Origin of the sequence: Qipengyuania gaetbuli (genome assembly GCF_020524765.1) — a bacterium.
GTDB classification, from domain to species: domain Bacteria; phylum Pseudomonadota; class Alphaproteobacteria; order Sphingomonadales; family Sphingomonadaceae; genus Qipengyuania; species Qipengyuania gaetbuli_A.
In genome coordinates, this window is the sequence record NZ_JAIVLR010000002.1 from 212501 (window position 1) to 226621 (window position 14121).

The following is a 14121-nucleotide window of genomic DNA, read 5'->3' on the forward strand; positions in this document are numbered from 1 at the left end:
TGGAGGTGCACGGCATCGGGCAAGAGCTCGATTTCGATGGCGATCCGTTCTCCGAAGTCGGTCGCATCCAGGGCGTTCTGGAGCAGGTTGACCAAGACCTGTTCCAGGCGGACGTGTTCGGCCTCAACCGTGACCCTGCGCAGATCCTCCTCGGGAAGATCGATATCCCGCCCGTGCGAATGGATGCGGTCGCGCAGCAGCAGCAGCGCACCGTCGATTATCTCGCCGATCGCGACGATCCGTTTCTCGCCGGGCTGGCGGCGGCCGAAGCGCCGAAGCTCGCTCGTGATCGCCCCGATCCGGTCGGCAAGGGAGACGATTTCGCCAAAGTTCTGCACTGCCTGACCGGTCTTGCCGGCGGCGACCAGCTTTGATCCGCTTTCCGCAAACACGCGGATTGCCGAGACAGGTTGGCCGATTTCGTGATTCACTCCGGCAGAGATCTGGCCGAGTGTCGCGAGACGATTTGCCTGTGACAATTGCTCGCGCAGCGTACGCGTGCGCTGCGCGACAACCGCTTCCTCGTGCGCACGCCGCCGTCGATTGGCCGCGAACAGGGCAAAGACAATGGCGAGCACGACGACCGCAATCGAGACGAGTATCAGGCGTCCTGTTGCCAAGGCCGCAGCCACGCGCGGCCCCGGATCGACGATGAGGTGGATATCCCAACCGGCAGGCCCGATGGCCTGCTGCGCTTCGACCAGCGGAACCTGCACGATCTCGCCGGACGCACCTGCAAGGGGCAGCTCGAGCCGCGGCAATTCGGCGATCCCGAACTGCCGGAGGTCTTCTGCCGGGTCGCGGGGAGCGGCAGGGCCGCTCCCGGTGAGATGAAAGCGCCAGGCTTCCTCGCTGGTCAGCAGTACCACGCCCTCGCGGTCGGTCACGTAGACCCCGCGCGTTGCGCGGCGCCAGTTCTCTTCCGTGCGATCGAACTCGACCTTAACCGCGACAACGCCTGAAGGAGCATTCGAAGGGCCGACGCGCGCAGCGATATAGAGCCCCGGCTTGCGGCTGACCGTGCCGAGCGCGAACTGGGTCGACGACCCCTTGTCCATCGCCTCGCGGAAATAACTGCGGAAGGCGTAGTTGGAGTTCACGAAGCTGGTGGGCAGGGCATGATTGCTTGCCGCCAGGGTCAGCCCTTGCGCATCCATCACGTAGATCGCAGCCGCATCGGATTGCGATGCCAGGGTTTCCAGTCTGCGGTCGAGCGCGCGCGCTGCGTCGCGGTCGCCTGCCACCAGCGCCTTCACCTGCGGATCTTCTGCCAGTGCAAGAGGGAGCAGGCTGAACTTGTCGAGTTCGCTGGAAAGGCTCGATGCAAGAATTGCCGCGCCGTCCATGGCAGCTTCTTCTTCGGCTACGAGCGCGTTGGCGCGCATCACGTCGTCGGTCTTGATGATGGCAAAGAGAGCAAGCGCCACCAGCAGCGCTATGGCAGCCAGCCTGCCCGGTTGTGCCCTCCACCCCTTCATGCATGAGAGTTGTGCGAGTTTTCGCACAAACTGCAACCATCGTGTGTGAAAAACCGCACAAATTTCGGGCCAACAATCGGTAACGCCATGATTTTACAACAGTAACATAATTGCATTCTCGTGATTGCTGCTCTCCGCGCTGCGCGCAATTATTTCGCCCGAGCGGTGAAGACCGCCGATTTGGGGAGAAGATTATTGGTCGCAGCTGAGCTGGTCGCGGATTCGGGCGGGACGCCGGATCGCAAGGTGCCGATCTACCGCAAGCTCTATGCGCAGGTTCTGGCGGCCATCGTCGTCGGGGCCTTGGTTGGCCATTTCTATCCGGAATTCGGCGCTTCGCTGAAACCGCTCGGCGATGCCTTCATCAATCTGGTGAAAATGATCATCGCGCCGGTTATCTTCGTAACCGTGGCCACCGGTATCGCAGGCATGAAGGACATGTCTTCCGTTGGCAGTGTGGCCTGGAAGGCCTTCGCCTATTTCCTGTTCTTCTCGACCCTTGCGCTGATCATCGGCCTGATCGTTGCGAACGTGGTCCAGCCGGGTGCCGGGCTCAACATCGATCCGGCCACGCTCGATACCGAGGCAGTGTCCAATTACGCAAGCACTGCCGAAGAGCAGACCCTTAGCGGCTTCCTGCTCGGCATCATCCCGACCACCCTGTTCAGCGCGGTAACGAGCGGATCGATCCTCCAAGTCTTGCTGGTCGCCATCCTCAGCGGTGTCGCCATTGCCGCGACGCGCCCGCACAGCGATCTCGTGTTCGACGTGCTGAGCTCTTTCGGCCAGGTCATCTTCAAGCTGGTGCACATGCTGATGAAGCTGGCGCCCATCGGGGCGTTCGGCGCAATCGCCTTCACCATCGGGGAATTCGGCATCGGCTCGCTCGCCAGCCTCGCGAAGCTGGTGGCGACATTCTACATCACCTCGCTCCTCTTCGTCCTCGTCGTGCTGGGCGTGGTGGCATGGGCCACCGGCTTCTCAATCTTCGCACTCATCAAGTACCTGCGCGAAGAACTGCTACTGGTGCTCGGTACGTCCTCCTCGGAAGCGGCGCTGCCCAGCCTGATGGAGAAGATGGAAATCGCCGGATGCCGCAAGCCGGTGGTCGGGCTGGTCGTACCGACGGGCTATTCCTTTAACCTCGACGGCACGAACATCTACATGACGCTGGCGGCACTGTTCATCGCGCAGGCCGTGGGTATCGACCTGTCGCTGGGCGAGCAGGTCGCGCTGGTGCTCGTCGCCATGGTCAGTTCCAAGGGCGCGGCGGGCGTTACCGGGGCAGGCTTCGTCATCCTCGCCGCAACGCTTTCGGTCGTGCCGTCGGTGCCGGTCGCCGGCATGGCGCTGATCCTCGGCATCGACCGCTTCATGAGCGAATGCCGGGCGCTGACCAATTTCGTCGGCAACGCCGTTGCCACCATCGTCGTGGCGAAGTGGGAAAACGCGCTCGACACCGACCGGCTTGCCGCCGCCATGGCGGGCAATCCGATGCCGCTGCCCGAAGAGGACATCGAGCGGCACGAACGCAGCGGCCCCCACAGCGAGGCGATCAGCGAATCCCTCGGAGGAGCGGTATGATCAACCGGCGCGGGTTTCTCTCCTCGAGCGCGCTGGTGGCGGGTGCGGCGGGCCTGGCGATGTCCGGCACGCGCGCACTCGCCCACCCCTACGAGGAAATCATGCTCTGGCCGGGTTCGCCGCCGGGCAGGGGAGGACCCACGGGTCCGGAAAAGATTGGCACGGAAGGTGCGGGCTACGGTGCGGTATCGAATATCTCGACCCCGCGCATGCGCGTCTACCGGCCCAACCACCCCAACGGCATGGCGGTGATGATCTGCGGCGGGGGCGGCTATTTTCGCATCCAGCTGTGGAAGGAAAGCGAGCCTGCGGCGCGCTGGCTGCAGGACCGCGGCTTTACCGTCTTCGACCTTATCTACCGCCTGCCGAACGATGGCTGGGACGCGAGCGCGCCTTTCGCCGATGCGCAGCGCGCGATGAAGATCATCCGCTCGCGCGCGAAGGAATTCGGCATCCGTCCCGACCGGATCGGGGTGATGGGGTTCTCCGCCGGCGGGCACCTTGCAGGCTACACCGCCTACCGGCCCGACCATGCGCTTTACGAAGGCAGCGACCGGTTCGAGACGGCCTGCGCAAAGCCCGATTTCGCAGCGCTGCTGTTCCCTGTCGTGTCGCTGCGCAAGCCCTACGACACCACGCGCACGCGGCGCGAGATCATCGGCGAGAACCCGACCAGCGCGGCTGAAGATGCCTGGTCGCTCGATACCCATGCGAGCAAGGACGCGCCGCCGACCATCATCTTTGCTTCCGCCGACGATCCTATCACGCCCCCGGGACATGGCATCACCCTGTTCCAGGCCCTGAAGGCAAAGGGCGCGGCGGCGGAACTGCATATTTTCGAGGACGGAGGCCACGGTTGGGGCCTCGGTTCGAGCGACCAGATCCTGAACCAGTGGCCGGGTATTTTCGAAACCTGGCTCACCAGGCGGACATTCGAGGAATAACGGGGAGAATTCCATGCGTATCAAGACCATTGCCCGGATCGGCCTGCTGGGAGGCACCAGCCTCCTTGCTGCCACCACCGCACAGGCGCAGAGCACCGCGTCCGCACCGGCCGCTGCCGTTGAGCAGCCCGTGACCGAGGAGGACGAGCAGGTCATCGTCGTCACCGGCTCGCAGATCCAGGGTGCGCAGATCAACGATGTGCTGCCGGTCACCGTGCTCGACGAGCAGGCGATCGAGAACACCGGTGCATCTTCGGGCGACGAACTGTTCCGCGCCATTCCGCAGGCCGGTACGGTCGCTTTCAACGAACAGAACGCTACCACGCAGAACAGCGCGCGCGGCGACGTCGGCTCGATCAATTTGCGCGACCTTGGCACGGGCAACACGCTGCTGCTGATCAACGGTCGCCGGATGACGCTGCACCCGGGTTTCCAGACCGAACTGCTGGTCCCGGTTGTCAGCTCCGACACCAACGAAATCGCGCCCGGCAGCATCCGGCGGATCGAGGTCCTGCGTGACGGCGCATCGGCCATCTACGGCGCCGACGCGGTCGCCGGTGTCATCAACACGGTGCTGAAGGGCAATCTCAACGGCGGTTTCGTCGAAGGGGACTGGCGCGCTTCGGACGGCACCAGCCTTTACAGCTATCGCTTGAGCGGCGGCCTCGGCTTCGATTTCGCCGGCGGACGGGGCAACATGACCGTCTACGGCGGCTATTACTATGAAAACGGCATGCCGACTTCGGAACGCGAATATGCGGCGGACGAGAACCGCCTGCCGCTGGTCGAAGGCACCGATTTCGAAGGCGATGCCTCGTTCAACAACCGCAACACTTTCGGCCCGTTCGGCCAGTTCGATATCCAAGCGCCTTCGAGCCGCACGCCGATCGGCGATGACGATTTCTACCTGCAGCCGGACTATTTCCCGGGTTGCCGCCTCGATTTCGGCAATGGCGTTTGCGCGCGTAACGGCACCACGCCGACCACCGCCGTGCGCTACAACCAGAACTATGACGGCACTCTGATCAGCGAGAAGAAGCGCTACAACGCGATGGCGCTGCTCAATTACGAGCTGACCAGCAGCCTCGAGGCCTATTTCGAAGGCAGCTTCTACCGTTCCGAAAGCCGCCGCAACAACGAGGCCTCGGCGATCCTCGGCGCAGTGCCGATCGGCATTTCGCGCAATGCCTACTGGAACCCCTTCGGTCCCGTCGGCAGCCCGAACCGCCTGCCGGGCACGACCATCGCTTCTGGCGGTGCGGACGTCATCATGGAGCGTTACCGCTTCGTCGATGTCGGTAGCCGCGACGTGTCGGTCGACAAGGACGTCTATCGCCTGGTCGGCGGCCTGCGCGGCAATTTCGGCTCGTGGGACTTCGACACCGGCGTGCTCTATTCGGAAGCCAAGACCAACGACCTTGCGCGCAATCGCGTGTCGCTGACGCTGGCGCAGGAAGCCATCAACCGCACCGGTCCCGATGCCTACAACCCGTTCAACGGCGGGTGCCTGGGCGATCCGGGCGAGGGCGACTGCACGCCCAATCCGGAATCGGTGATGGATTCCATGCGGATCGACGTCTTCCGCAAGGGCGGCACCAGCCTTGCGCTGGCCGACTTCAAGGTCAGCCGTGACGACCTGTTCTCGCTTCCGGGCGGAAACCTGGGCGTGGCGGCAGGCGTCGAATGGCGCCGCGAGACTTTCTTCGACGACCGTGACCCGCGCCTCGACGGCACGATCACCTTCACGGACAGCGTGACGGGCGACTTCAACGGCAGCGACGTCGTCGGCACCAGCCCTTCGCCCGACACCAGCGGCGAGCGCGAGGTCTATTCGGCCTTCGCCGAAGTCTTCGTGCCGCTCGTCAGCCCCGACATGAACATCCCGCTGGTCGAGGAATTCAACGTCCAGCTGGCCGGCCGCATCGAGCGCTTCACCGATATCGACGAGACCGCAATGGTCCCGCGTATCGCGGCCTCGTGGACGACTTTCCCCGGCGTCACGCTGCGTGGTGCCTGGTCGGAAGGCTTCCGTGCGCCAAACCTGGTGCAGGTGAACGACGAGGGCACCACCCGCGTCAACACCCGCGACGACTTCGTCTTCTGCCAGGCGCAGGTCGAGAAGGGCCTGCTCGCCAATCTGGGCGCCTGCCCGGGGGCGAGTACCGTCAGCTTCCGTTCGGGTACCGAGAACCTCGTTCCCGAAGACAGCGAAAGCATCAACCTGGGCATCGTGCTGGAGCCGGAATTCATTCCCGGCTTGACGCTGACCGCGGACTACTGGCGCGTGAAGCAGACCGGGCTCGTCGGCACCTTCGGCGACGACAACGCCATCGCGCTCGACCTGCTGCGCCGCCTCAATGGCGACACGAACCCGAACGTGATCCGCGCCGATCCGACAGCCGAGGACATCGCGCTGTTCGCAGGCACGAGCCTTGCTCCGGCCGGTTCTATCATCCAGGTGCTCGACCCCTATCTCAACCTCGACAGCCGTGTTTCAAAGGGCTGGGACTTCGGCCTTTTCTACCGCGTGCCCGATTTCGGGCTCGGCAAGTTCCGCCTGCGCTTCAACGCGGCGCGCCTGAACAGCTTCGTGCAGTCGGCCGGCCCCGACAGCCAGGAACTGCTGGAGGGCATTGCCAATGGCGAGCTTCCGACCGACGTGACGGTGGGCGGCCTTGGCGAACTGCTCGAGGTCGACGGGCGTCCCAAGTGGCGCTTCAGCGGTTCGGTCAACTGGGAAAGCGGTCCGGTGGATGTCGGCCTCTTCACCAATTATGTTGGCGAGGTCTGGGACACGAGCGTCACGCGCGACGTCCTGCTGGACACGGACGATCCCAACGGGAACTTCTTCCGTGTCAAGGACCAGATGACCGTCAATCTATCGATCGCCTATTCGATCGACAACGACACCGCGCTGGACGGCACCCGCCTCCGGTTTGCCATCAACAACCTCTTCGACAAGGATCCCCCGCTGGCGGACGAGCAGTTCGGCTATTACAGCGAACTGCACAGTGCGCGCGGCCGGGTGTTCCACATCGAACTGCGCAAGGAGTTCTGACCTGGAGGGTTGCAAGCAGTGAAGATGCGACACCTGATAATCTGGGTCGCATTGGCCACGGGGGCATGCTCGACGAGCGTGCCCCCGTCGGTGCATTCGGGCCCCGTAGCAGCGGCCAGTGGCTGCGCTACCCCGGCGGTCCGGATATATTTCGATTTCGAAGGCGCGCCGCTGTCGCGCTGCGTTATTAACGGCGAGCGCGAATTCACCCTTCTGGTCGCACCAGAGCACGCCCCGCCGATCAACCCGAGCCCGTGGTACGCCTTCCGCTACGAGGCAGGGCAGGGCGCGCCGGTGACGGTCCATCTCGACTATCTCGTCGGTGACCACCGCTATGCTCCCAAGTGGAGCGACGGCAGCACCGATCGGCAGCTCGAGGTGGAGCTCTCACAGGATGGCAAGCGGGCGAGCTTGGTCCTGCCTGTTGGCAACGCGCGTGTCAGTGCACAGGAGGTGCTCGATACACGCTGGCACGGCCGAGCGATGGACCGCTGGCAAAGCGGCGGCGCTAAACGGACCGTGCTCGGCCGGTCGCTCGACGGACGCCCGGTAGAGGCATTGACGCTGGGAAGCGAAAGTGCGGGGCGGCTGGTCGTGCTCCTCGGCCGCCAGCACCCGCCCGAAGTGAGCGGCGCGGTCGCCATGGAAGCATTCGTCAATCGCATCGTCGAACGACTGGCTGAGGACCCTGGCCTGGCGGAGAGACACCGCTTCCTGGTGGTCCCGCTGCTCAATCCCGACGGCGTTGCGCGAGGCCACTGGCGAGCCAATCGCGGCGGGCGCGACCTCAACCGCGACTGGGGCATCTTCTCGCAGCCCGAAACGGCTGCAGTCAAACGCTGGCTGGATATCAACTCCTCAAGGGCGGCGCCTATGGCCATGGTCGATTTCCATTCGACCCGCAGCAATCTCTTCTATGTGCAAGGGGAAGAGGAAACGGGCCCGCTTGAAGAGGCATTTCTCAAGGGATGGCTCGGGGATCTCGAAGGCGCGCTGGAGGGCTACGACTTCACCATCGAGCGCCGGAATGCGAACCCCGGATCGGGGACGTCGAAGAACTGGTTTCACGAGACCTACGACATACCCGCCTATACTTACGAGGTGGGCGACGAGACCGACCGGGCGGCTACTCGGGCCGCTGCGCGCCGCTTTGCCGACGGCTTCCTCGCGGCACTCGACACAATGGCAACATCGGACGCCAATTGAGCCTTGCTGCGGACCAAAATGCCTTTCGCAACAAGGCCTAGCCGCGTTTTCCAGCCTGTTGCTTCTATGTCTCACTGGTCGCCGATTTGGGGATAGGGGGCGATCGCGCCTTGCATCTTGCAGGGGCGTGCAGCACTCCCGTCCAATCCAGAAGAGTTTTGACACGAGGGGTTTGATGCTCAAGACCAAATCGGGTTACGCATTCGCGAGCCGTTCCATCCTTTGCGCAGGGGCGGGCCTTGCCGCCATCGCACTTTCCACCAGCGCCGCGGCGCAGGACACCCAGCAGGAAGAGCCTGTAACCGTCGACACCGCGGAAGAAGAACTTCCGCCGGCAATCGTCGTGACCGGTTCGCGCATCGGCTCGGTCAACCAGTTCAACAGCCCGGACCCGATTGCGATCGTCGACCCGGGGATCGCCCGCCAGGAAGGCAAGCTCAGCCTTGCCGAAGCCCTGCAGAGCTCGCCGATCGCTGCCGGTTCGACCCAGATCACCTCGGCCCTGTCGTCGAACTTCGTGACCAACGGCGGTCCCGGCGCACAGACCATCAACCTGCGCGGCCTCGGTGCGAACCGCACGCTGGTCCTGCTGAACGGCCGCCGTGCCGGCCCGGCCGGTACGCGTGGCGGTGTGTCGTCCTTCGACCTCAACGTCCTGCCCCTGTCGATCATCAACGACATCCAGATCCTGAAGACCGGCGCTTCGTCGGTCTATGGTTCGGACGCGGTCGCCGGCGTGGTCAACATCTTCACCGGCAAGCGTGAAGACGGCCTGACCGTCGACTTCAACGTTTCGGTGCCCTTCGATGGCGGCGGCGAGGAATATCGCGGCAGCATCGCCTACACGAAGAACTTCAGCCGCGGTCACATCACCATCGCCGGCGACTATTCGCGCACCAACGAGCTTGCTCGCGGCGATCGCGACTATCTCGCCTGCCCGGAAGCCTACACTTTCCGCGAAGACGGTTCGCGCGCCGACCTTATCGATCCGCGTACCGGCCAGCCGCACTGTGAAGACCTGCGCTGGGGCCACATCTGGACCTACAACCTGATCGACAACATGCGTCTCGACGGTCCCGGCGGACCCGACACGGGCATCAACACCTCGATCGGCGGCCGTTCGGTCCTGCTGCAGTACCAGTATCCGGACAGCTTCCCCTATTTCGGCGGTGCGCTGAACATCCCGGCCTATGGCGCTCCGGCCTATGTCGGCGACTTCTCGGCTCCTGCCGGCTTCTTCCCGACTGGATATGACGCAGCATCGCTTGCGGTGCAGAACGCCTATCACCCGTTCGTCGAAGAACAGACGATCATTCCCGAAACCGACCTCTACACGGCATACGGCGAAGCTTCGTTCGAACTGTCCGACGCGGTCGAGCTGTTCGGCGAATTCCTGTTCAACCGCCGCGAGACCTACCAGAACGGCTGGCGCCAGTTCTGGAACTTCGGCTGGACCGGCGACATCTATTCGACCGGTGCGGGCAACTACTGGAACTACTGGGCCGACGGCTTCCAGGGCATCAACTTCCTGAGCCCGACGCCGATCACCAACCAGGCCGACAACAGCCAGCGCGTGGATTACTACCGCGGCGTGGGCGGCGTGCGCGGCAACATTTCCGATGCCGGCAACTGGAAGTATGAAATCTACGCCCAGTACAGCCGCAGCGACGGTCGCTACCGCGCGCAGCAGATCCTGCAGGATGCGTACGACAGCGGTTACTTCCAGTACTCGTCCTGCGTCGGCACGACCCTGCCGGTCTCCGGCAAGCAGTGCATCGACATTCCGTGGGCCGATCCGCGCTTCCTGCGCGGCGACCTGACCGCGGAAGAAATCGACTTCCTGTTCGACTGGGAAGAAGGCCGCACGGTCTACACCCAGCTGACCGGTGAAGCAGTGATTTCGGGCGAGCCGATCCAGCTTCCCGCCGGCCCGCTCGGTATCGCTGTCGGTGTGACCGCACGCCGCGACCGCATCAACGACACGCCGGGTGACATCACCCTGGCCGGTAACGCCTGGGGCGCTGCCCTGTCCGGCATCACCGCCGGCAAGAGCGTCACGACCGAAGCGTTCGGCGAAATCAACATCCCGATCCTAGCGGACAAGCCCTTCTTCGAAGAGCTGACCTTCAACGGTGCCGCGCGCGTCACCAATGTGAAGGCTACCCGCGCATCGGATGGTTTCACCGACGAAGACAACGGCAACTTCACCTACAAGCTGGGTGCAAACTGGGCGATGACCGACTGGCTCCGCCTGCGCGGCAGCTACGGCACGTCCTATCGTGCTCCGGCGCTGTTCGAGCAGTTCCTGGCCGATGAAACGGGCTTCGTGTCGCAGCGCTTCGACATCTGCGGCGGCTATGCCGGCGCATTTGCCGCAGGCGACATCTCGCAGCGCATCTACGACAACTGCCTCGCCGACGGCATCCCGCTGGACTACCAGGCCGGCGCGATCACCTTCGGTTCGCTATCGTCGGGCGGTATCGGCTTCCTCGAAGCGGAAACCTCCGAAGCTGCGGTCGTCGGTGTCATCCTGACGCCCGACCTATTCGCCGACACGCGTCTCAGCCTTGCGGTCGATTACTTCAAGATCAAGGTGAAGGACGAAATCGACCAGCTCGGTGCAGGCACGATCATCTTCGGCTGCTACGATTCGGAAGATTTCGCCAACGAGCCGCTGTGCGACCTCATCACGCGTAACCGTGATCCGAACTCGACCACTGCGTTCGAAATCCAGACCGTGCAGGATCCCTACATCAACATCTCGCAGCAGGAAAACGAGGGCATCGACCTCGCGCTGCGTGTCGAGCAGGGCCTTGGTTCGTGGGGCGACCTCAGCTTCACCGCCGACATGACCTGGCAGCTGAAGGACGACACGCGTCTGCTCCCGACCTCGCCGGTGGAAAGCGACAACGGAGAAGCCGGTTCGCCCAAGTGGGTCGGCGACTTCCGCGCCAACTGGCGTCTGCCGTCCGACCTGACGCTGTTCTACGGCATCAACGTCATCGGCGGTACGTCGAACCGCGCCGAACTCGAAGCGGCCTTCGACGGTCCCTGCATCGACTCGATCAACCCGAACGACGGCAACCCGGTCCCGATCCGCGGCACCTACTGCCCGGTCGTGGAAACCGACGCGGTGTTCTACCACAACTTCTCGCTGACGAAGGAAATCGCGGACGGCCGCGCTACCTTCACCGCGGGTCTCAGCAACATCTTCGACACGCGCCCGCCGCGCGTCTCGGTGCTGAACGGTGGCCAGATCTCGATGCTCGGCCCGGTGGTTGCTGCCTCGCAGTATCCGTTCGTCGGACGCCGCGCATTCATCAACGTGTCGATGAACTTCTGATCGGCGACACATTGGGCGGTTGAACGCCCGAAATGACGGGGCGGCATGGCAACATGTCGCCCCTTCTGTTAGGGCCTCCCCCAAGGAGCAAAAATGCCGGAAATTCTGGTTCAGCGAGACAATCTGGACGAAGCGAGCAGGCGGTTCGAGCAGGCGCGGCTGGAACGCCCCGTCTTCCTCAATTCCATCCCCAAGAGCGGTAGCCACCTGCTGCGCAACATCATGCGGATGTTCGTGCCGGTGGAGCAGACCTACCCGGCGGATTTCATCCAGTGGGGCAATCTGCAGGCGCACCGCCAGGCCTTCGATCCGGCCACCCCCAAACTGAGCTGGGGTCATTTGTTCTACGCCGATGCCTCGGCCATCGAGACTGCGCCCGCACACCGCATCCTGCTCTACCGCGATCCCTACGACTGGGTCATCGCCCGTGCGCGCTTCATCCTGTCGGACCAGTTCCAGGGCAATGTCGACCATCTGAGCAGCGGCGCCCTGTCGGGTGACGAGCTGCTGACGATGATGATTTTCGGCCTGCCGCAGAAGCTTCCTTCGCTCAATGACATCTACGAGCTCAACGCCGCCGCATGGCTTGGCGCGCGCTGCCATGTCGTCAAATACGAAGACCTCATGCGCCACTTGGCCGACCTTGACAGCGACGCGGCGGAAACCTTCTTTTCCGACCTCCTCGAGGCTTCGGGTATCGCCAAGCCTGGCGACTGGCGCGAGCGCGTCCGCACTGGCTCCGCACGCGAGGAAAGCGCTACAGCGCGGGAAAATCTTACCGGTGTAGGTATCGAATTGCCCAAGGAACTTGGCGAACGTCACCGCGCGCTCGTCGACTATCAGGCTCCGGGCCTGCGCAAGGTATTGGGCTACGCATGAACGGCAATGTGACCAACGCGCCGGGTGCCGGCACGATCTCCATCCATCCGCGACTGTTCCCTGCGCGGGAAATGATCGAGGACGGCAAGTACGAGCAGGCCGCGCAATATCTTATCGGTTTCCTGCGCCAGAATCCCGACAATGCGGATGCGCTGGCGATGCTGGGACAAACAGCAAACCGGCTCGGCGCGCTGGGCCAGGCCGAACACTTCATGCGCAAGGCCATCCAGATGGGCGCGCGCGCCTACGACAACCGGTTCCAGCTGGCGACGATCCTCAACCAGCAGGCCCGGCCGGTCCCTTCGGCACGGATGCTGGAAGCGCTCCAGCAGGAACGCCCCGATCCCAACACCCGCCTGCTCCTCGCCTCGATCTACGAGAAGATCGGCGAGAGCGAACGGGCGCGCGAGATGTATGGCGAACTGGCGCAGCAGAACCCCAATCATGCACCGACCCTCATCGCCTATGGCCACAGCCTGCGTTCGGCGGGCCAGGTCGACGAAGCAGTCGCGGCATACCGGCAGGCGATCGCTGCCGACGACGGGTTCGGCGATGCCTGGTGGGGGCTGGCCAGCATCAAGGCGAAGATCCTCACCGACGAGGATATCGAGACGATGCGCGCGGCGCTGGCAATCGCCATCGACGAACGCAATATCGCACCGCTCCATTTCGCCCTTGCGCGGGCATTCCACGACCGCAAGCAGCACGCCGAGGCGTTCGGGCATTACAAGCTGGGCAATGACCTGCGCGCAAAGTCGCTCGACTACAATGCCGAGGAACTGAGCGGCGAGGTCGCGGAAACCGCGCGCATGGTCGATGCAGCCTACCTGTCCAAGATGTCGCAGGCGCCGGTGGGGGATGCCGTTCCGGTCTTCATCATCTCGCTGCCCCGTTCGGGGTCGACCCTGCTCGAGCAGATGCTCGGCTCGCATTCGCAGATCGAGCCGGTGGGCGAACTGCCCTATGTGCCGGCCATCCTGCGCAGCTACATGGAACTCGCCACGCGCCGCGGGAAGCTGACCGTACCGCAGGCGATTACCGCCCTGCCGGACGAGCAGGCTGCGGCCTTCGGACGCGATTACATGGAGCGGGCAGAGGTGCATCGGACCGAAGGCACCCGCTTCTTCCTCGACAAGCTGCCGCAGAACTGGAGCAATGTGCTCTTCATCCGCAAGATTCTGCCGCAGGCGCGCTTCATCGACATCCGCCGTCCGGCGATGGACTGCTGCTGGTCGAACTTCACCCAGTCCTTCACCAGCGCCCACCCTTCGTCCTTCACGCTGGAGGACATGGGCCGCGCTTATGCCGACAATGTCCGCCTGATGGCGCATTTCGACGCGGTTGCGCCGGGCATGATCCACCATGTCGATTACAGCGCGCTGGTCGAGGACCCGCAAACGCAGATCGGTGCCGCGCTCGATTACCTCGGGCTGGAGTGGGAGGACGATATCCTCCAGTTCCACCAGTCCGACCGCGTCGTGCGCACGCCCAGTAGCGAGCAGGTTCGCCGTCCGCTCAACCGCGACGGGATGGAGGTCTGGAGGCCTTACGCCGAATACCTCGGTCCCTTGCGCGACACGCTTGGCGATCTGGCCGAGGCATAGCGATGCGGCGGTCGAGCATCCCTTG

At 63.8% G+C, this 14121-nt stretch carries 8 protein-coding genes (1 of these 8 running past the window's edge); 7 read left to right on the top strand and 1 reads right to left on the bottom strand.

Annotated features, from left to right (window positions below):
- Nucleotides 1–1478, bottom strand: the 5' portion of a protein-coding gene (locus LC083_RS09590) for a sensor histidine kinase (RefSeq protein WP_226700203.1). The gene continues 199 nt to the left of window position 1, outside the view; the window shows 1478 of its 1677 coding nt (coding positions 1–1478); the start codon lies at nt 1476–1478; its stop codon lies off the left edge, out of view.
- Between the two features lie 195 nt (nt 1479–1673).
- On the opposite strand from LC083_RS09590, the gene LC083_RS09595 reads away from it, so the two are divergent.
- The 7 genes from LC083_RS09595 to LC083_RS09625 all read left to right on the top strand — a co-directional run bounded on the left by LC083_RS09595 (nt 1674) and on the right by LC083_RS09625 (nt 14096).
- Nucleotides 1674–3062: a dicarboxylate/amino acid:cation symporter gene (locus LC083_RS09595; protein ID WP_413469454.1), complete on the top strand. Its 1389-nt coding sequence runs from the start codon at nt 1674–1676 to the stop codon at nt 3060–3062.
- Nucleotides 3059–4006 carry an alpha/beta hydrolase gene (locus LC083_RS09600; protein ID WP_226700204.1) on the top strand — a complete coding sequence of 316 codons (948 nt, stop codon included), beginning with the start codon at nt 3059–3061 and terminating at the stop codon, nt 4004–4006. Before LC083_RS09595 ends, LC083_RS09600 begins: the two co-directional genes overlap by 4 nt.
- Nucleotides 4007–4019: 13 nt before the next feature.
- Nucleotides 4020–7064 carry a TonB-dependent receptor domain-containing protein gene (locus LC083_RS09605; protein ID WP_226700205.1) on the top strand — a complete coding sequence of 1015 codons (3045 nt, stop codon included), beginning with the start codon at nt 4020–4022 and terminating at the stop codon, nt 7062–7064.
- 24 nt (nt 7065–7088) lie between these two features.
- Nucleotides 7089–8270 carry a M14 family metallopeptidase gene (locus LC083_RS09610; protein WP_226700206.1) on the top strand — a complete coding sequence of 394 codons (1182 nt, stop codon included), beginning with the start codon at nt 7089–7091 and terminating at the stop codon, nt 8268–8270.
- Between the two features lie 175 nt (nt 8271–8445).
- Entirely contained in the window at nt 8446–11613 is a 3168-nt protein-coding gene (locus LC083_RS09615) for a TonB-dependent receptor domain-containing protein (RefSeq protein ID WP_226700207.1), read from the top strand.
- Between the two features lie 93 nt (nt 11614–11706).
- Nucleotides 11707–12492: a hypothetical protein gene (locus tag LC083_RS09620; protein WP_226700208.1), complete on the top strand. Its 786-nt coding sequence runs from the start codon at nt 11707–11709 to the stop codon at nt 12490–12492.
- Nucleotides 12489–14096: a tetratricopeptide repeat-containing sulfotransferase family protein gene (locus tag LC083_RS09625; RefSeq protein ID WP_226700209.1), complete on the top strand. Its 1608-nt coding sequence runs from the start codon at nt 12489–12491 to the stop codon at nt 14094–14096. The genes LC083_RS09620 and LC083_RS09625 overlap by 4 nt, the downstream gene beginning before the upstream one ends.
- Nucleotides 14097–14121: the final 25 nt, after the last annotated feature.

What these genes read in the sequence shown, in the direction of transcription:
- LC083_RS09600 (WP_226700204.1), top strand. Translation starts at nt 3,059, where the DNA reads ATGATCAACCGGCGCGGGTTTCTCTCCTCGAGCGCGCTGGTGGCGGGT.
- LC083_RS09605 (WP_226700205.1), top strand. Translation starts at nt 4,020, where the DNA reads ATGCGTATCAAGACCATTGCCCGGATCGGCCTGCTGGGAGGCACCAGC.
- LC083_RS09610 (WP_226700206.1), top strand. Translation starts at nt 7,089, where the DNA reads ATGCGACACCTGATAATCTGGGTCGCATTGGCCACGGGGGCATGCTCG.
- LC083_RS09615 (WP_226700207.1), top strand. Translation starts at nt 8,446, where the DNA reads ATGCTCAAGACCAAATCGGGTTACGCATTCGCGAGCCGTTCCATCCTT.
- LC083_RS09620 (WP_226700208.1), top strand. Translation starts at nt 11,707, where the DNA reads ATGCCGGAAATTCTGGTTCAGCGAGACAATCTGGACGAAGCGAGCAGG.
- LC083_RS09625 (WP_226700209.1), top strand. Translation starts at nt 12,489, where the DNA reads ATGAACGGCAATGTGACCAACGCGCCGGGTGCCGGCACGATCTCCATC.